Annotated in this window: 21 protein-coding genes; 9 read left to right on the top strand and 12 right to left on the bottom strand. The window is 59.8% G+C overall.

Features of this window, described 5'->3' with window-relative positions; genetic code table 11:
- Positions 1-58: 58 nt before the first annotated feature.
- Positions 59-1663, top strand: a complete 1605-nt coding sequence (locus ACYZT1_RS11780) for a methyl-accepting chemotaxis protein (RefSeq protein ID WP_462019065.1) — start codon at positions 59-61, stop codon at positions 1661-1663.
- A gap of 126 nt (positions 1664-1789) precedes the next feature.
- Here ACYZT1_RS11780 and ACYZT1_RS11785 read toward each other — a convergent pair whose 3' ends face one another.
- Entirely contained in the window at positions 1790-2026 is a 237-nt protein-coding gene (locus ACYZT1_RS11785) for a DUF2789 family protein (RefSeq protein WP_462019066.1), read from the bottom strand.
- Between the two features lie 334 nt (positions 2027-2360).
- Between ACYZT1_RS11785 and ACYZT1_RS11790 the strand changes: the two genes are divergently transcribed.
- Both ACYZT1_RS11790 and ACYZT1_RS11795 read left to right on the top strand, forming a co-directional pair.
- Positions 2361-2993 carry a hypothetical protein gene (locus ACYZT1_RS11790; protein ID WP_462019067.1) on the top strand — a complete coding sequence of 211 codons (633 nt, stop codon included), beginning with the start codon at positions 2361-2363 and terminating at the stop codon, positions 2991-2993.
- A complete protein-coding gene (locus tag ACYZT1_RS11795; RefSeq protein WP_462019068.1) occupies positions 2986-3564 on the top strand; it encodes a hypothetical protein in 579 nt (192 codons plus the stop codon). Before ACYZT1_RS11790 ends, ACYZT1_RS11795 begins: the two co-directional genes overlap by 8 nt.
- A gap of 88 nt (positions 3565-3652) precedes the next feature.
- On the opposite strand, the gene ACYZT1_RS11800 is transcribed toward ACYZT1_RS11795, so the two are convergent.
- Positions 3653-3883 (bottom strand): hypothetical protein, encoded by a 231-nt coding sequence (locus ACYZT1_RS11800; RefSeq protein ID WP_462019231.1) that lies wholly within the window; start codon positions 3881-3883, stop codon positions 3653-3655.
- A gap of 152 nt (positions 3884-4035) precedes the next feature.
- The gene (locus tag ACYZT1_RS11805; protein WP_462019069.1) at positions 4036-4284 is read right to left on the bottom strand and encodes a hypothetical protein; all 249 of its coding nucleotides are present in this window, start codon (positions 4282-4284) and stop codon (positions 4036-4038) included.
- A gap of 431 nt (positions 4285-4715) precedes the next feature.
- On the opposite strand from ACYZT1_RS11805, the gene ACYZT1_RS11810 reads away from it, so the two are divergent.
- The 3 genes from ACYZT1_RS11810 to ACYZT1_RS11820 all read left to right on the top strand — a co-directional run bounded on the left by ACYZT1_RS11810 (position 4716) and on the right by ACYZT1_RS11820 (position 6500).
- Positions 4716-5165: a hypothetical protein gene (locus tag ACYZT1_RS11810; RefSeq protein ID WP_462019070.1), complete on the top strand. Its 450-nt coding sequence runs from the start codon at positions 4716-4718 to the stop codon at positions 5163-5165.
- A complete protein-coding gene (locus ACYZT1_RS11815; RefSeq protein WP_462019071.1) occupies positions 5165-5368 on the top strand; it encodes a hypothetical protein in 204 nt (67 codons plus the stop codon). Before ACYZT1_RS11810 ends, ACYZT1_RS11815 begins: the two co-directional genes overlap by 1 nt.
- Positions 5369-5483: 115 nt before the next feature.
- Positions 5484-6500: an ABC transporter substrate-binding protein gene (locus ACYZT1_RS11820; RefSeq protein ID WP_462019072.1), complete on the top strand. Its 1017-nt coding sequence runs from the start codon at positions 5484-5486 to the stop codon at positions 6498-6500.
- 36 nt (positions 6501-6536) lie between these two features.
- Here ACYZT1_RS11820 and ACYZT1_RS11825 read toward each other — a convergent pair whose 3' ends face one another.
- From ACYZT1_RS11825 to ACYZT1_RS11855, 7 genes are all read right to left on the bottom strand, one after another.
- Complete coding sequence (locus ACYZT1_RS11825; protein WP_462019073.1) at positions 6537-6914, bottom strand: Na+/H+ antiporter subunit G; 378 nt, start codon at positions 6912-6914, stop codon at positions 6537-6539.
- The gene (locus tag ACYZT1_RS11830) at positions 6911-7189 is read right to left on the bottom strand and encodes a K+/H+ antiporter subunit F (protein ID WP_462019074.1); all 279 of its coding nucleotides are present in this window, start codon (positions 7187-7189) and stop codon (positions 6911-6913) included. The genes ACYZT1_RS11825 and ACYZT1_RS11830 overlap by 4 nt, the downstream gene beginning before the upstream one ends.
- Positions 7186-7674 carry a Na+/H+ antiporter subunit E gene (locus ACYZT1_RS11835; RefSeq protein ID WP_462019075.1) on the bottom strand — a complete coding sequence of 163 codons (489 nt, stop codon included), beginning with the start codon at positions 7672-7674 and terminating at the stop codon, positions 7186-7188. Before ACYZT1_RS11835 ends, ACYZT1_RS11830 begins: the two co-directional genes overlap by 4 nt.
- The gene (locus ACYZT1_RS11840; RefSeq protein ID WP_462019076.1) at positions 7671-9356 is read right to left on the bottom strand and encodes a monovalent cation/H+ antiporter subunit D; all 1686 of its coding nucleotides are present in this window, start codon (positions 9354-9356) and stop codon (positions 7671-7673) included. The genes ACYZT1_RS11835 and ACYZT1_RS11840 overlap by 4 nt, the downstream gene beginning before the upstream one ends.
- Entirely contained in the window at positions 9353-9697 is a 345-nt protein-coding gene (locus ACYZT1_RS11845; protein ID WP_007986256.1) for a Na+/H+ antiporter subunit C, read from the bottom strand. The genes ACYZT1_RS11840 and ACYZT1_RS11845 overlap by 4 nt, the downstream gene beginning before the upstream one ends.
- On the bottom strand, positions 9697-12615 hold the full coding sequence (locus ACYZT1_RS11850) for a monovalent cation/H+ antiporter subunit A (RefSeq protein ID WP_462019077.1): 2919 nt from the start codon (positions 12613-12615) through the stop codon (positions 9697-9699). The genes ACYZT1_RS11845 and ACYZT1_RS11850 overlap by 1 nt, the downstream gene beginning before the upstream one ends.
- A 187-nt stretch (positions 12616-12802) precedes the next feature.
- Complete coding sequence (locus ACYZT1_RS11855) at positions 12803-13729, bottom strand: DMT family transporter (RefSeq protein ID WP_462019078.1); 927 nt, start codon at positions 13727-13729, stop codon at positions 12803-12805.
- Positions 13730-13813: 84 nt separating this feature from the next.
- On the opposite strand from ACYZT1_RS11855, the gene ACYZT1_RS11860 reads away from it, so the two are divergent.
- Positions 13814-14377, top strand: a complete 564-nt coding sequence (locus ACYZT1_RS11860; RefSeq protein ID WP_462019079.1) for a helix-turn-helix domain-containing protein — start codon at positions 13814-13816, stop codon at positions 14375-14377.
- A 54-nt stretch (positions 14378-14431) separates the two neighbouring features.
- Entirely contained in the window at positions 14432-15862 is a 1431-nt protein-coding gene (locus tag ACYZT1_RS11865; protein WP_462019080.1) for an FAD/NAD(P)-binding protein, read from the top strand.
- A gap of 52 nt (positions 15863-15914) precedes the next feature.
- Here the strand turns inward: ACYZT1_RS11865 and ACYZT1_RS11870 are convergent, their stop codons facing one another.
- A complete protein-coding gene (locus ACYZT1_RS11870) occupies positions 15915-16184 on the bottom strand; it encodes a hypothetical protein (RefSeq protein WP_462019081.1) in 270 nt (89 codons plus the stop codon).
- A gap of 180 nt (positions 16185-16364) precedes the next feature.
- On the opposite strand from ACYZT1_RS11870, the gene ACYZT1_RS11875 reads away from it, so the two are divergent.
- On the top strand, positions 16365-16964 hold the full coding sequence (locus ACYZT1_RS11875; RefSeq protein ID WP_462019082.1) for a DinB family protein: 600 nt from the start codon (positions 16365-16367) through the stop codon (positions 16962-16964).
- A gap of 75 nt (positions 16965-17039) precedes the next feature.
- Here the strand turns inward: ACYZT1_RS11875 and ACYZT1_RS11880 are convergent, their stop codons facing one another.
- Positions 17040-17240, bottom strand: coding sequence for a hypothetical protein (locus tag ACYZT1_RS11880; RefSeq protein WP_462019083.1), 201 nt, complete (start codon positions 17238-17240; stop codon positions 17040-17042).
- Positions 17241-17352: the final 112 nt, after the last annotated feature.

Genomic DNA, 17352 nt, shown 5'->3' on the forward strand with positions numbered 1-17352 from the left:
GGCGTTGTAGTGGCGTTTAATGCTCAAACAACAATGACAAACGACGTGGGGTGACGAAATGACGAGAGACGGATCTCCGGCTATGGCCGTGCCTGGACCAGCGCTTGCTGCGAAAAACCGCTGGCTGGCACCAACGCTGCAAAGCGTCGCCCTGATGCTGTTGTTGTGCGGCATGACGCTGGGCGGCTGGTCGCTGTACATCGGACTGCCAGTGGCAGTCGTGATTGTCTGGCTGCCTCGACTGCGTGCTCGAGCAGTTCCCGAGGAAATCAGCGACGGCGGAAGTGGTTCGATGGCCGAGCTGACGCGCGATCTTTCCTACACCACCAGTCACAACGCTTTGTCAGCTGCCGGCGTCGCGTTCTCTGTGCGGCAACTGGCCGACAAGCTGCAATCGCAACTCGGCGCAGCCGCGCAAATTGTCAGCAGCGCAGAAGTGATGATTGCCACCGAGCAAGCCACCTCGACCCTCAGCCGAGATGCGCTTCGTGCGGCGAGCGAGGCACATCGAAGCAGCGCGGCCGGCAGCGTCGAGCTGAGCGAATCGATTACGCGCATGCACCAGCTCAGCGAACGTGCCAACGGCAGCCGCGAGCTGATCGAGGCCCTGAGTCTGCGCAGCGACGACATTCAGCGCGTCACGCTGGTGATTCAGTCCATCGCCAGCCAGACCAATTTGCTCGCGTTGAACGCGGCGATCGAAGCGGCGAGGGCAGGAGAGCACGGTCGTGGTTTTGCGGTGGTGGCCGATGAGGTCCGCGGCCTCGCGGCGCGTACAGCGACGGCCACCGGTGAGGTCGGTGAGATGGTCGCCGATATCCAGCGACGTACCGCGCAGGTGGTCGAGCAGATTCGGCAGCTGTCCAGCGACCTCGACATTGGCGTCGAGCAGGTTGAACGCACCGGGTCGCATCTGGAAAACATCGCCCGTCTGGCGGCGGGTGTCGAACGTCAGGTCGGTGAGATCGCCCAGGGTGCCGACACTAATCGCGAGCAACTCGACAGCCTGTTTCACGCCATCGAACAAATGCGTAGCGACCTTGCGATCAGTGATCAACAAACCCGAAGCCTCGCCGAGGCGGCGGTGCAGATGGAAGGGCAGGCCGAAACCATTAGCGAGCGGCTGGCCGAAGTCGGCCTGGATGATTATCACCAGCGCATTTATGACCTGGCCCGCGAAGGCGCCAATCAGATTGCAGCACGCCTGGAGGCCGATATCGACGCAGGTCGGGTCAGTCTCGATGACTTGTTCGATCGCACCTACCAGGCGATTCCCAACACCAATCCGGCCAAATACCAGACGCGTTTTGATCGCTACGCCGACCAGGTCTTGCCGGCCATTCAAGAACCTTTGTTGCCGCGCCATGAAGGCCTGGTGTTCGCGATTGCCTGCACGCAGCAAGGTTATGTGCCGACGCACAACAAAGTATTCAGTCAGCCGCTGACGGGCGATGTGCAGATCGACACCTTGCAGAACCGCACCAAGCGCAAATTCGCTGACCGCACGGGCATCCGTTGCGGCAGCCACCAGCAGGCGGTGCTGTTGCAAACTTACACGCGGGACACCGGTGAATTAATGCACGACTTGTCCGTGCCGATCATGGTGAAGGGCCGGCACTGGGGCGGTTTGCGGTTGGGGTATAAACCAGAAAACCCACGCTGATGCGTGGAGGGTATGCGATGCATGAGCGAAGCGTGCTCGCGAAGGACGTCAACGATGATGCGTTTATCGGCAGGATCGAGTTGGCTGGACGTTCTTCGCGAGCAAGCTTCGCTCCTGCACAGGGTGTTATTTGCTGTCGTGCAGGCGCACGTTCAATTCGTCGACCATCATGGCTTCATCGCCGTCGGCCAGTAACCATTCCTTGAGCAGCTGAGTTTGGTGCGGCTCCCAGAAATCCGCTTCTGACACCTTTGTCTCTGGCTCGAGTTGATGCGCTTCGATGAAGCCATCAATGGCAGTCCCTTCAGTAGGCAGGCCCAGTTGAGCGAACAGGGTTTCCAGGTTATTTGCAGGCATGTCCATTTTCATCTCCCAGGGAAGTTCCGGTCGCATCAGGTACGCGATCGACAAATGCGGCGTCATTGCATCTGAGGGAATGGCGCGCCAAGAGTTCGAACAAGTTTGAGCCACCAGCGAATTTCACTCGATGATGGCAATAGGCTATTGATTATCAGGATTCAGCCGCTTACGATGCCGTCGCGTTTTTGGCGTCATAGAGCCGCCATGCGAAAAATCCGTACATGGATGTAGGCGATGCACCCCGGTTTTCCAGCCTTGCAGTGCCGATCTGGCCATCCCTTGCGTGAATTATTTTCGAGCCGACGCATCCCGATTCCGCATGAAGAGGATGTAAGCAGTGAAGCGTCTTATGTATCTGATGGCCATCGCGCTTGGCCTGTCACTGACCGGTTGTGTGTCGTTCACCCCGCTAGGCCCCATTGGCGAGCCCTTGAAGACGGCGTCATCGACGCTTGATCGCAGTGCCGAAATCCGCGATGTGGTGATCTCTGCGCCCAGGCTGGACGAAGCGGTACGCGCCAATGGCAGCCGCCAGCTGACCGAGCAGATCAGCACCTATGTCGACAAAAGCGATTACTTCAAGCGCATCGTTGTATTTCCGGCCAAAGCAGGGGAAGACGATGTGGTGCTCAAGTTCAATCTGACCTCGCTCGCCGGTAAACGCACCATGCACCCGGCTTACATTCCCGGTGCGTTGCTCACGTTGACGATCTGGATCTGGGTCGATGGCCCTATTTACGTCGACAAGTACGACCTGGCCGGCGAACTGATCATCGAAGACCGTCAGGGCAAGCAGTTGGCGAGGTCGATTGAGCAGGTCAGGCTCGACAAGAATGTCGGCCTGTGGAACGCCGACTACTTGAATCCACGACTGGGCAGTACACAGTTGCGCGAACTGATCGCTCAATTGCTGGCCAATGCCACGCCTCAATTGCAGACACCGTCCAAGGAACTCGCCGCCCATGAATAAGTACTTTCTGTTGATATTGTTACTGGTCAGCAGCACCTTGACCGGTTGCATTTCCTATTCCAAACACGAATTGGCGGCGGTGGATCAGTGGCCACCGGCCCAGGCTCGACAGGACAAACCGACGGCCTACCTGCACGTGACCACTCAACAGCAGTTCAACGGCGAACTGGCGGGCGGCGGTGGAAATGCGGCGCTGGTGGAGAAGAGCATGCTCGACACCTTCAAGGAGTCCGGTCAGTTCAAAACCGTGACGACGGACAAAGTCGAGTCGAACCTGTACGTCACAAGCACGCTGACCAACAACGAACAAGGCAATCTGGCCAGTGCGTTTTTGACCGGTTTCACGCTCTTCCTGATTCCGACGACGTACAGCAACACATTTACGCTGGAAACGGTGATCAAGGATCAGGAAGGCAAGTTGCTGGGCAAAATCGTCAAGCAGGAAAGCACCCGCACCTGGATGCAGATTTTCCTGATCGTTGGTCTGCCGTTCAATGAACGCGCAGATGGGCTGCTCAAACACCTGACCCAGAGCACGCTGGATGAAGCGGTCAAACGCAAATTGATCTGACATTTATCTAAAAGCGGCGTGCAACTTTGCGGTTGGCACGCCGTGAACACCTTCAGGCACGGCCGTTCTGCCGCGCTGAACAACGTCTTCAGGCTTTCAAGGCCCCAGCATCGACGGCGGCCTTGAGTTCCATCGCCGATTCCGCTGCAGCGAGGGCGGCGCCGTCCGACGTTTTGAACCAGCGATCTTTCTCGACTTGATGATAAGTCACAGCCGTCAGCGGCGGTTTGGCCCGCATGACAATGACAGCCTGGAATTCGCCATCGATTTCTCTGGCTTCGCCCCGGATAAAAAATTCACCGATATCAAATTCCGTCACTGGGCAGCCTTCCCTTGGTAATTGTCTGTGGTGTTGAACCGCCCGGCCCGGGAACGGATTCATTGGTCGGGCAGTATGGCAGTAGTTGCCTGCCGACGTCGGAGATAAGTCGTCGGCATGACGAAGCGTCATTGAATCGATATATCGAGATTTCAACTACGCCACTCCAGCGCACGGGCGAGGGCGCACGCCTCATTGTGGCTACTGCGGAATCCTCTTACATATCCTGTGGAAATTTCCCTGATATGGAAAAACGCATTGCCGGCCAATATCACCTGGTAACGCGGTCTGGTCTGCTGTTCCTCGGGCTCTGCCGGATCGCGGAACAACGCCGCATGCAGTGTCGAAGCGTTGCGCAGATGTGTCGCCTGGATCGGTGCGCAGTGGGTCATGGTGCTCATATGAAGTCCTTTTCGTGGTTTTGCCGACGTATGTACGTAGTTATGGGTAGTCTGCGATAGCATCGCTGCTCTAGAATCACCCTCACCGGTTGGCGATTGATCACATCTAAAGCAATTTTTTGCCGCCGATATGTAAGAAAAGTACCTTTTTCAAAGCGTCTTTTCCCCAAGATTGGTAATCCGTACTTTCCGGCAACCAACAGGGCTTTTTCCTTCAGCTTTTGGCGAAGGCCCGGCGAGACGCCGTGCAAGACTTTCCATTAGTCTTCACGTACTTCGCGACGAATGAGCCCTCAGTTCATCTCGGGATGCCAGCCGGGTCATTCGGCGAAACCATCGGCATTGCCGCTTTTTTCTGCTGTGCGTTTTCTGCGTACGGCACCAATTTTTCCAGATGTGGGGATGTTTCCTTGGCAGTAAGTAATCTCGATATGCATGCTTTGTTCGTGCTGGGTGATTTGCGAGCGAAGCTTGTTAAACAGTTCCAGTCGCGTTTCGTTTACGTCACCGAGCAAAATGCCGAGGGCATTTACATTGCCGAGCTCGACACCGAATCTGCCCTGGTGGTGGACGATAAGCCCGGTTTGAAACTCAAGGTTGGCGATCACTTCAGCGCGGCCGTTCTACCGAGTCGCGAAGGCGGCAAACTGGAGATCAGGTTCCGCGAAATCAAACTGACGGCGTATGGGCTGGGCGACTATGCCTTTGTCAATACTGCCGACGGTGAGGCGGTGATTTTCAAGGAAGGTCACAGCGTGGTGATGGTATTTGCCGCTCACCAACAGTTGCAGGAAGGCCTGACCAAGACACTTAAAGCGGTCACGGCCAAAGCGGCCAAGTGGCGAAAAGGCGAGTTGATCACCTTCAAGGCCAGCGAATAATGCCCCTGACCCGCGCCGATTTTCATGTGCAAAACCTGGCCAGCGCCAAGGCTGAAGCCCAGCGGCTGTTCGCTCAGAAAATTATCCTGCAGGGCGCCTGGCTGGGTTGGGTCGCCTCGCAGATCTACAGGTTGCAGCCGGCGGAATACGCCAGCATGGTCAGAAGAGAACTGGCGTGCCTGCAGGACACTTGCGCAAAATAATACACACCCCTCGAAAGCAGGAACCTCTACTACAGTCAGTTGACTGAGTATTCTGAGGCTTGCGGTCTTCGTCAGGCCAACCTGCTATTGCTGTGTACAGCACGAGGTGAAACGCATGAACGGATTTCGACGGTTGCTGGCCGCGACGTTGGCCACTTTCGCTTTGCTGATTTCACCCGTCCCGGTATTCGCTGCCCAGTCGCCCATTCACTTTGCCGATCTGAATTGGGAGAGCGGCAGCCTGATCACCGATATCCTGCGAATTATTGTCGAGAAAGGCTACGGTCTGCCCACCGATACGCTGCCGGGAACGACCATCACTCTGGAGACCGCCCTGGCCAACGATGACATTCAGGTAATCGGCGAGGAATGGGCCGGACGCAGCCCGGTCTGGGTCAAGGCTGAAGCCGAGGGCAAGGTCGTCGGTCTCGGCGACACCGTCAAAGGTGCGACCGAGGGCTGGTGGGTCCCGGAGTACGTCATCAAGGGCGATCCGGCCAGAGGCATCAAGCCATTGGCGCCCGACTTGCGCAGCGTGAGCGATCTGCCCCGCTACAAAGACGTCTTCAGCGATCCGGAAACACCGGGCAAAGGGCGTTTTCTAAACAGCCCGATCGGCTGGACCTCCGAGGTCGTCAACAAGCAGAAGCTCAAAGCCTATGGCCTGGACGACAGCTATGTGAATTTCCGTAGCGGGTCTGGCGCGGCGCTGGACGCGGAAATCAGCTCCTCCATCCGACGCGGCAAGCCGGTATTGTTCTACTACTGGTCGCCGACACCATTGCTTGGCCGTTTCAAACTGATTCAACTGCAAGAGCCGGCATTCGATGCCGAGGCCTGGAAGACGTTGACCGACGCTGATAATCCCAATCCGAAGCCGACCCGTTCACTGGCTTCGAAGTTGTCTATCGGCGTGTCCACACCGTTCCAGAAACAGTATCCGCAGATCGCCGAATTCTTCAGCAAGGTCGATTTCCCTATCGATACTTTGAACAAGGCATTGGCCGAAATGAGCGAGAAACATACGCCGTCCCGTCAGGCGGCGGAGGCGTTCATGAAGGCGCATCCGGAGGTTTGGCAGGCCTGGGTGCCGAAGGATGTGGCGGACAAGGTCTCGGCCGGGCTCAAGTAAAGTAGCGAGGGCGGGGTGAGCTTGCTTGCGATGCATTCAACGTTGCACCTGCTCCGTGCCCTTCGAAGAATGCCGACTGCTCACTTCAGCGGGCACATCATCACCCGCCATACGTTTGCGAAAAAGCGCCGCCCGCGCCAGCAACAGAGTGGTCACCGGCACGGTGATCGCCAGCAAAACCGGAATGAGCCAGGCGTGCAGGACCGGCGCAGACTTCAGTGCGGAAAAGTAAATGATCGAGGCCAGCGCCACAGACCAGGCGCCTAACGTCGAGGCCAGCGCCGGCGGGTGCATGCGCTGAAAGTAATCCTTCAGCCGCACCAGACCGACGGCACCCAAGAGCGCAAACAGACTGCTGAGCACCAGCAGGATCGCCACCGCAATTTCCACCCACATGGACAGTTCAGCGTTCACTCGATCACCTCGCCACGCAGCAGGAATTTGGCCAATGCAAACGAGCCAACAAAGCCGAACAACGCGATCAGCAGCGCCGCTTCAAAGTAGGTGTCACTGGCATAACGGATGCCCAGGGTCAGCATCATCAGCATCGCGACGATGTACAGATAATCCAGCGCCAGTACCCGATCCTGCGCGGAAGGGCCTTTGAACAGCCGCGTCAGTGTCAGCACCATTGCCAGGGAAAAGATGAACAGGCTCAGCAGGATCGCATTCGACAGCAGCGGGCTCATTCGAAGATCTCCATCAATGGGCGCTCGTAGGTGGCCTTGAAGTGCTGGATGAACCGCGCTTCGTCCTCCAGATCGAACACGTGCAGCAACAGGATGCTGCGGTCCAGCGCCAGTTCCGACCAGACGGTGCCGGGCACCACCGTGCAGATCATCGCCAATGCGGCCAGCCCGTTGGCATCGCGCAGGTCCAGCGGCACTTTAATGAATGCCGAGCGTGGCGGCCGCCGGCGCGCGTTGAGCACGCCCCACGCCACCTCGAGATTGGACTTCACCACATCGCGACCGACCAGAAAAAACAGCCGCACAATCACGCCGGGCCGACCAATGCGCATTGGCAATGGTCGCAGCTTGCGCATCATCACCGGCGCACAGAACCCCAGCAACGCGCCCAACAACAGATTGCCGGGGCTCAGCGAGAGGTTCAGCAGCAGCCACAGCAGCCACAGCGCCAACGATAACCATGGCGCGGGAAACAGACGATTCATGGCAGCTCCTCCACCAACGCCGCTCTGGCTTCGGGGCTCGGCACCGCGCGTGTCGCCATGACCGCGACCACGTACTGCTGCGGGTTGTTCAAGGCCTGCGCGGCGGCTTGGGTGTAGCGCAGCAACGGTTCGGCCTTGAACGTGAGCACGACGCTCAAACCCAGTAATGCAATGATCGGCAGGCATTCGAACAGGCGCAGCGCCGGCGACGGCCGTTCTTCCGGTGTCCAGAAGCGCTGGACGCCGACCCGCGAAAATGCGATCAACGATGCCAGCCCTGACAGTATCAACAGTGCCAGCAAACCCCACGCCGCATTCGACACCGGTTCATCGGCGCTATTGCCCAGGCCCAGCGGGTTGAGCAGGGCGCCCAGCAGGTTGAGCTTGCCGATGAAGCCGGACAGCGGCGGCATGCCGATGATGAGCAAGGCGCATGCGATGAAACTCAAACCGAGAAACGCCATGGTCCAGGGAATCACCTGGCCGACCACAGCTTTCTGCTCGTCATCGAGGTTAATGCCCTTGGGCGGTTGCAAGGATTCCAGTGGACGGGCGATCAGGTCGCCGTCGTCGTACAGCGGCATTTCATTGGCCGAACGCGAACGCTCGATCAACTCGGCAAGCAGGAACAGCGCACTCAACGCCAGCGTCGAGCTGACCAGGTAAAACAGTGCCGCACCAATCAGGTTCGGCTGGGCAAAACCGATGGCCGATAGCAGAATCCCCGCGGATACGAGAATGCTCAAACTGGCCATGCGCTCCAGGCGTTGTGCGGCAAGAAGTGCCACGGCGGCGCAGACAATGGTCGCCATACCGCCGTAAATCAGCCAGTCGCCGCCAAAGTACGCCGACGCACCGGCCTGCCCCGAGAACAGCAGCGTCCACAAACGCAGCAAGGTGTAGACGCCGACTTTGGTCATGATCGCGAACATCGCCGCCACGGGCGCGCTGGCCGAAGAGTAGGCGGGAGCGAGCCAGAAATTCAGCGGCCACATCCCGGCCTTGGCCAAAAACGCCACAGCCAGAATTCCCGCGCCGGCGTGCAGCAAGCCACGATCGGCTTCCGTCACCAACGGGATTTTTTGCGCCAGATCGGCCATGTTCAGCGTCCCGGTGACGCCGTAGATCAGCGCCGCGCCGATCAGGAACAGCGACGACGCCAGCAGATTGATCGAGATGTAATGCAACCCTGACGACACCCGCGCGCGGCCCGAGCCATGCAGCATCAAGCCGTAAGATGCAGCGAGCAGTACTTCGAAGAACACGAACAGATTGAACAGGTCGGCGGTCAGAAACGCGCCATACAAGCCCATCAGCTGGATCTGAAACAGCGCATGGAAACTCGAACCGGCGCCGTCCCAGCGGGCCATTGCGAACAGCAGGGCGCTGACGCCGATGATGCCTGTCAACACCAGCATCAACGCTGAAAGTCGATCGACCACCAGCACAATCCCGAACGGCACTTGCCAGTTGCCCGGCAGGTAGACGCCGATGGAGCCGGGTACACCGGTCGATTGCGTCCATTGCAGCAACAGCACGGAGATAGCCAGCCCGAGCAGGCTGGAGAGCAGGTTGATACGAGCCTTCAGCGGCCGGTGTTTCTCGCCCAGCAGCAGCATCACGGCGGCCGTCAGCAGTGGCAGCAGAATCGGTGCGGCGATCAGGTGCGTCATTGCATTCATTCTTTAGGCTCCCGGCCATCCACATGGTCGGTACCGGTCAGGCCACGCGAGGCCAGCAGCACAACAAGAAACAACGCGGTCATGGCGAAACTGATGACGATGGCGGTCAGCACCAGCGCCTGGGGCAGCGGGTCGGTGTAATGCAGCAGATCCTGCGGCACGCCGTCCTTGATGATTGGCTCCTTGCCGATGAACAGGCTGCCCATGCTGAAGATGAACAGGTTGACGCCATACGACAGCAGGCACAGGCCCATGACCACCTGAAACGTTCGAGGTCGCAGGATCAGCCAGACGCCGGACGCGGCCAGAACGCCGATGGCGATTGCGATGACTTCTTCCATCAGACGGCTCCCTGGGTGGCGACGGATTTGGGCAGGGTCGCGGTTTTGTGCCCTCGGACCGATTGGTGCGCGATGGCCGTAAGAATCAGCAAGGTCGAGCCGACCACCACCGAGTACACGCCCACGTCGAAGAACAAGGCGCTGGCGATGTGAATCTCGCCGAGCAACGGCACGCTCAGGTGCCAGGTGTGCGTGGTCAGGAACGGGTAACCGACGGCCATCGCGCCGAGCCCGGTGACCGTCGCGAAGAGCAAACCGGTGCCCATCCAGCGCAGCGGGCGCAGACTCATTTGTGCTTCGACCCACTGGGTGCCAGCGACCATGTATTGCAGGATGAACGCCACCGACATGACCAGCCCGGCGACAAAACCGCCGCCCGGCTGATTGTGCCCGCGCAGGAACAGGTAAGCAGACACCACAAGCGCGATCGGCAGCAGCAGTCGCACCAACACAGCCGGGACCATCATGAAGCCCAGCGCGGTGTCGCTGGCCGACCGCGGGTTGACCAGATCGGTCACCACGTCGGGCGCCAGCAACCGCTGTTGGGCTGGCAGTTGCAGGCTTTCCTTGGGCGGGCGGAAGCGTCGCAGGAGGGCGAAAATGGTCAGGGCCACCGCCGCCAGCACGGTGATTTCGCCGAGGGTGTCGAAGCCACGGAAATCTACCAGCATCACGTTGACCACATTGCTGCCACCGCCTTCGGGCAAGGCGCGGCTCAAGTAGAACGACGAAATATCGTTGGGCGTCTGGCGCGTCAGCATCGCGTACGACAGCAATGCCATGCCGGCACCGACCGCAATCGACAGCAGCAGGTCACGCAAGCGTCGGATGCGCGCCTTGCGCAGAGTGCTCGGCAACGGCGAAACCTCCTCGATCCGCCGCGGCAACCAGCGCAGGCCCAGCAGAATCAGTACGGTGGTGACCACTTCGACCACCAGTTGCGTCAGCGCCAGGTCGGGCGCCGAGAACCAGACAAAGGTGACGCACGTCATCAAGCCGCAGACGCTGACCATGGTCAGGGCCGCGAGCCGGTGGTACTTGGCCTGCCACGCCGCGCCGAGCGCGCAGGCAATCGCCAGCACCCAGAAGGTAACGAACACGATGGAGCCTGGAATCTTCGGTCGATCGCCCCAACTCAACTGGCTGTGCAGCATCGGGATCAATCCGGCCAGCACGGCCGCGACCACCATCAGGAACAGCTGGGTTTGCAGGCGTCTGGTACTGACCCGTCGTTCCAGGCGCCGGGCCACGCGCATCATGACCACCTGGCTGCGCTCGAACATGCGCTTGCCGTTGAAACGGCCCACCACCGGTGGGTATTTGAAGCGGCCGCGCTTTAACTGATTGCGCAGCAACAGATAGAGCAGGATGCCGCCGGACATGGCGACCAGGCTCATGATCATCGGCGCGTTCCAGCCGTGCCAAATGGCCAGGCTGTATGGCGGCAGTGTGCCGCCCACCACGGGCAGGGCAGCAGCGGCCAGTAACGGCCCGACCACTTGTGCCGGGAAGATCCCGACGACCAGGCAGGCGAACACCAGCAACTCGACCGGCGCGCGCATCCAGCGCGGTGGTTCGTGCGGAGTGTGCGGCAAATCGGTAGCGGCAGGACCGAAGAACACATCGACGGTGAAGCGCAACGAGTAGGCGACGCTGAACGTCCCGGCGAGGGTCGCGACGATCGGCAACGTCATTTCGATCCAGGCGGTCGCATTGATAAACACGGTTTCGGCGAAAAACATTTCCTTGGAGAGGAAGCCGTTCAGCAACGGCACGCCCGCCATCGAGGCGCTGGCGACCATGGCCAGGGTCGCGGTAAACGGAATCAGTTTGATCAGGCCGCTGAGTTTGCGGATGTCTCGCGTGCCGCTCTCGTGGTCGATGATGCCCGCCGCCATGAACAGCGAAGCCTTGAACGTGGCATGGTTGAGAATATGGAACACCGCGGCCACAGCGGCCAATGGACTGTTGAGGCCCAGCAGCAGCGTGATCAGCCCCAGGTGACTGATCGTCGAATAGGCCAGCAGGCCTTTGAGGTCATTCTGGAACATCGCACAGTATGCGCCGAGCAACAGCGTGCAGGCACCGGCGCCGCTGACGATGTAGAACCATTCTTCACTGCCCGACAGCGACGGCCACAACCGTGCCAGCAGGAAAACCCCGGCCTTGACCATGGTCGCGGAGTGCAGATACGCCGAAACCGGCGTCGGCGCAGCCATCGCGTGGGGCAGCCAGAAGTGGAAGGGGAACTGCGCGCTTTTGCTCAGGGCGCCGATCAGGATCAAAGGAAGCAGGACGGGGTAGAGGGTATGTGCACGAATCAGATCGCCGGCAGCCAGAACCTTGTCCAGGTCATAGCTACCGACGACATGGCCAAGCAGCATGACTCCGGCCAGCAGGCACAACCCGCCCGCGCCTGTGACCATCAACGCCATGTAGGCGCCGCGTCGCGCATCGGCGCGGTGATGCCAATAACCGATCAAGAGGAATGAGAAGAGACTGGTCAGCTCCCAGAAAAACACCATCTGAATCAGATTGCCGGAAATGACCAGGCCGAGCATGGCGCCCATGAACGCCAGGAAAAAGGCGAAGAATCGCGGTACCGGATCGTCCGGCGACATGTAGTAGCGAGCGTACAGCGACACCAGCGCGCCGATGCCGAGCACCAGCATCGAGAACAGCCAGGCAAACCCGTCCATGCGCAGGACGAAGTTCAGGCCCAGGCTGGGCAACCAGAAAAATTCTTCACGAATGACCCCGCCATGGGCGATCTGCGGGTAGAGCAGCGCCACCTGGATCGTACCGATCAAGGCCACCACGCCAGCCAGCAGAGATTCGGTGTTGCGCGCGTTGTGTGGCAGCAGGGCGGCCAGACAGCTGCCGACGAAGGGCAGAAGCAGTAGAACTATCAGGGACATAGGCTTCTAATCTGCGGAAGTTTGTGAAGCATCATACGTGCCAGTCCCCGGATCGCCAAACGCCAAGCTGTCGCAGAATCCTACAAGGTAGTCGGATAATTCCTGTATTTCATTGTGTCAAAGATGTGTGTTCAGCAGGCTTGGCCACCTTTGGAATACCTCTGACAGGCGCTTCAAATCTTCACGCTCAACCTTGGGTTTCCTGCTCCAACTCTTCGTTTACCACAACTTTCTTACCCTTGGTTTTCAACTCACTCACAATCACCGCCGCCACAATCAATCCCGCGCCGAGCAACGCTATTGCCGGCAAACGCTCCCCGGCGATCCGCCCGACAAGCCCGGCCCACACTGGCTCCCCCGCATAAATCAATGTTGCGCGGGTTGGCGAAACGCTTTTCTGCGCCCAGTTCATCGCCACCTGAATCGCCGCACTCGCGGCACCGAGGCCAAGGGCGCTGCACAGCAGGAACCAGGAAAAATCGGGGATTACTTCCTGAGTCGGAACGATCATCAGGAATGCCAGCACCGACGTGGTCGCCAATTGCACCACCGTAACCCGGCGCACATCGACCTGACCGGCGTAGGCGCTGATCAAAATGATCTCTGCGGCGATTGCCACCGCGCTGATCAGCGTAACGATTTCACCCGAGCTGAAATTGAATGAAGCCCCCGCAGGGCCGGACACCAGCATCAGCCCGGCGAAGGCCAGCATGATGCCGATGCTCGGCATCAATCCCGGCCGCCGTCCCAGCACCAGCCATTGCAGCAACGGCACGAACGGCACGTACAGCGCGGTGATAAATGCCGACTGGCTGCTGGGAATGCTTTGCAAGCCGACAGTCTGCAAGCCATAACCGAGCATGATTGCTACGCCGATGAACGCTCCCGCCCTGAGTTCGAATACCGTCAGGTCGCGCAGCTGACGCCAGGAGAACAACGCGACGATCAACGCCGCTGCAGCGAATCGCAGGCCCACAAAAAACATCGGCCCGCTGACCGTCATCGCATGTTGCACCAACAGGAACGTGCCGCCCCAGACCATCGTTATGACGACCAGCACGTATTCGGCTTTACTGAAGCGTGTGAAACGAGGAGAGGAGTTCGACGACGTCATGACCTTGCGCGCTACCTGTGGGAGACGCACAATGCGCCGAATGGTGCGCAGTATACTGCCCAGTCCTGTCAAGTGAGCAATATAGTGCCCAAAAATTCCATACAACGTGCTTCGGTTCTGCAGCACGTCAGCCTTAACGTCCGACGTCTGCGCCATGCGGCCGACATGAGTCAGACCGCGCTGGCGGAAAAATCCGGGGTCAGCCGTCGCATGCTGGTGGCCATCGAAGCGGGCGAGAAGAACGTCAGCCTGACCACCCTCGACCGCGTGGCCGAAGCGTTGAACGTGGCGTTCAGTGATCTGATCCAGGCGCCCGACGCGCGCGATCCGAGCCGCATCAACGAGGTCGCATGGGCAGGAACAATCCCGGGCAGCAAAGCGGTTTTGCTTTCCAAAGCCACCGCGACCCGTGAAGTCGAGCAGTGGGAGTGGTGCCTGCAACCCGGCGAAATTTACCCGTCGCTGCCCGATGCCGACGGCTGGAGTGAACAGATTTACGTCTTCGAAGGTTGCCTGACATTGATGTTGGGCGACACCCCTCACGAAATTGCCGCCGGCGAGTTTTATATGTTCGCCAGCAACCAGCCGCATGCTTATCGCAATGACGGGCCGGTGGCCGTGCGGTTTGTGCGTAATGTGGTGATTTAGCGTTCTGGCGGTTTGCAGAACTGTTTTTGGCGAGTACTGACCAGTGAGAGCGGCATGAGCAAAACCTGCAGTGCATCGGTGCCAGCCGCCATTCGCCACGCAGACATCCTCATCATCGGCGGTGGCCTGAGCGGCACAATGCTCGCAGCGCAACTGGTGCGCTTGCCGGGCAAGCGCTCGGTGCTGGTGATCGAGCCGCGCGCCGAACTGGGCCGGGGCGAAGCGTACAGCGCGGTCGAGCTTGGCCATACGCTCAATGGCAATGCGGCGCGCATGAGCGTCGATCCGGACAACGCCGACGACCTGACGCAGTGGCTGACCGATTACATTGCGGCCGGCGGCTGGCCGGAATCCGATGAGCAGCATCTGCCGGTCAGTGAACTGTTTCCACCACGGGGGATATTTGGCCTGTACGTGCAGCAGCGTCTGGCTGAGGCGCAAGCGGTGGGCGTTGTCGAGGGTTCGACGATTGAACACGTGCGGGCAGAGGTCATTGACCTGCAGACGGATGATCAACGTTGTTTACTCACACTCAGTAATGGTCAGCAGTTGCAAGGTGCGTATGCCGTGCTGGCGACGGGGATGTTTCCCGCGGCGCGCACGGCGCAGAAGGAGTCCAGCGGGGTCAACGCTGCCGCACTTGATCCGTGGGACGTCGCCGCCATGCGTCGGCTCGATCCGCAGTCGACGGTGCTGATCATCGGTTCCGGACTGACCATGGTCGATGCCGTGGTGTCACTGGAACAGGCCGGGCACCGAGGACCCATCGAAGTGTTTTCCCGGCATGGCTTGCTGCCGCACGTACGTCGCCAGCCTCCGGCGTGGGTGGATTTTCTCGCGGTTGACCACAGTATTCGCACCCCGCGCCAATTGGTGCGCGAGTTGCGTCGGCATTGCCGGGACGCCATTGCGCAAGGCATCGACTGGCAGGCACCCCTCGACACCGTGCGCGCGCACATCGGCCGCTTGTGGCGTCAGGCAACGGATGCACAGCGGCGGCAGTTTGTGCGGCACGTGCGGCCGTGGTGGGAAAGTCATCATCACCGCTCACCGCCGTTAAGTGCAGCGTTGGTGGAACGGCTGCACGGGGAAGGGCGGCTGCGGATTCAGGCAGCTTCATTCAGGGGGCTGGAGCCAACTTTGGATCATGGCGTGAGCATTCGCGTTCGTCGTCGAGGCGAGGCGGATACGGTCGTCGTCGGCGGTGCGGCGTTGATCAATTCCAGCGGCATCGAGTACGACTGGCGGCGAGTCGCGCGGCCGCTACCGCAGCAGTTGCTGGCGCGAGGATTGATTCAACCGGGGCCGTTGGCGTTGGGTATCGCTGCGGCAGTCGACGGCGCGGTGCTGAGCGCCGACGGCACATTGGCCGATCGCCTGTTCGCCATGGGTCCACCCCTGCGCGGTATGTGGTGGGAAAGCACAGCGGTGACCGACGTCGCCAGCCAGGCCAAGGCCCTCGCCAGTCGTCTGGTTCACAGGTAGCAGCTACGGGTGTAATAACGGTTGATCAGTTGCGCTGCTCATTTGCTGCCTGTCATGGCTTGCTCAGGCTATTGAAGTAATTCTCCGAAGGGGCTTGCTCAAAATGCAGCGTGCGCAGAAAGTCGTCCAGAGCCCGACAGTCGCGGTCACCCGATAGACGTCGAACATTTTCGAAGTGCTGTTGGAGTTGCTCGTAGCTGTCCTCCATGACCTTTAACGCTTGATCGCCGGGCGCATCGTTGCCGAATAGCGGGTGCCCGCGGGCACGGTATTGTGTCTCGGATGGCGCCTTTCCCGACGCCGGCGCCTTCTGATTTGCCATCGCCAGCAGGCTCGCTCCCACAGGTTTGTCAATTCAGAACCGGGACCGCTTCATGCCGGCCATCAAGGCGATGCAGCAGCATATGCAAGTGATTGCGGTGTATGGCGGCGCCGATCATCGCCTGCAGCCCGGCACCGTTCTGCAACGTTTCGCCGAGGCTTGACCGGAAGGAGTGCCACTGTGCATCAACCCTTGTCCCACCATTTGCTGACCATGGCCTATCAGAATGCGTGGGCCAATCATCGACTCGCCAAAGCCTGGCGTCAGCTGAGTGAGGTCGAGCTGTGCGCGCCGCGAACCGGTTTTTTCCCCAGCCTGCGCGCCACCCTCAACCACATTCTGACCTGCGACTGGTTTTACGTGGATGCGCTGGAACGCGAGCTGCGCGGCGATCCGCCGCACCCCGACTGCCTGGTGTTTTTCACGGAGGACGAGCCGTGCATCCGCGCCGCCGATCTCATGCGCGAGCAATCCCATGTGGATCGCCGGTTGATCGCCTATTGCGAACAGATGCGTGACGCCGACCTGGCCAAGCTCGTGACCATCGCCCGGGAAACGCCGCAACACGACAGTCGCTTGCGCCTGCTGTCGCACCTGTTCGAACACCAGATCCATCATCGTGGACAAGTCCACGCCATGCTCAGCGGCACCTCGGTTGCACCGCCGCAACTCGACGAATTTTTCAGCGCCGGTGAAGCGCATTTACGCGCGGCAGATTTCGCCGAGCTGGGCTGGACCGAGGCATTGATCTGGGGCGCGGGCGGTCAGCCGTTGCAGTAAGCACAGGACGCGCACTACGGTCGCTGGACCTTTCAGCGCGGATGCCGTGCTGAGGCAACCGCGCTGTGATCAACATCACGGCTTGTAATTTTCCGTCACTTGCGCCGTTTGATCGTCCGGAACCTGCAGTTCAGTGGATTTCTGACTCTGGTTCTGTTGCTGGCTGAGCCGCCAACTCTCGTAGTAATAGCGCATGCGTTCAGCACCACCTTCGGCAAACGCAGTCACCGAAACAAAAGTCATCAGCCCGGCAACAATCAAGGGTGCCGTTTTCATGGTCTGCCTCCCACTAACGATGTCGGATGCGATTTCGTCCATGAAGCAATACTGCGCGGACATTATCTGCCAATTCTGTTAATTGGGAATTAACTGAGGCTTGGAGCTTCCA

The sequence above is a fragment of the Pseudomonas sp. PB3P13 genome, assembly GCF_054897735.1.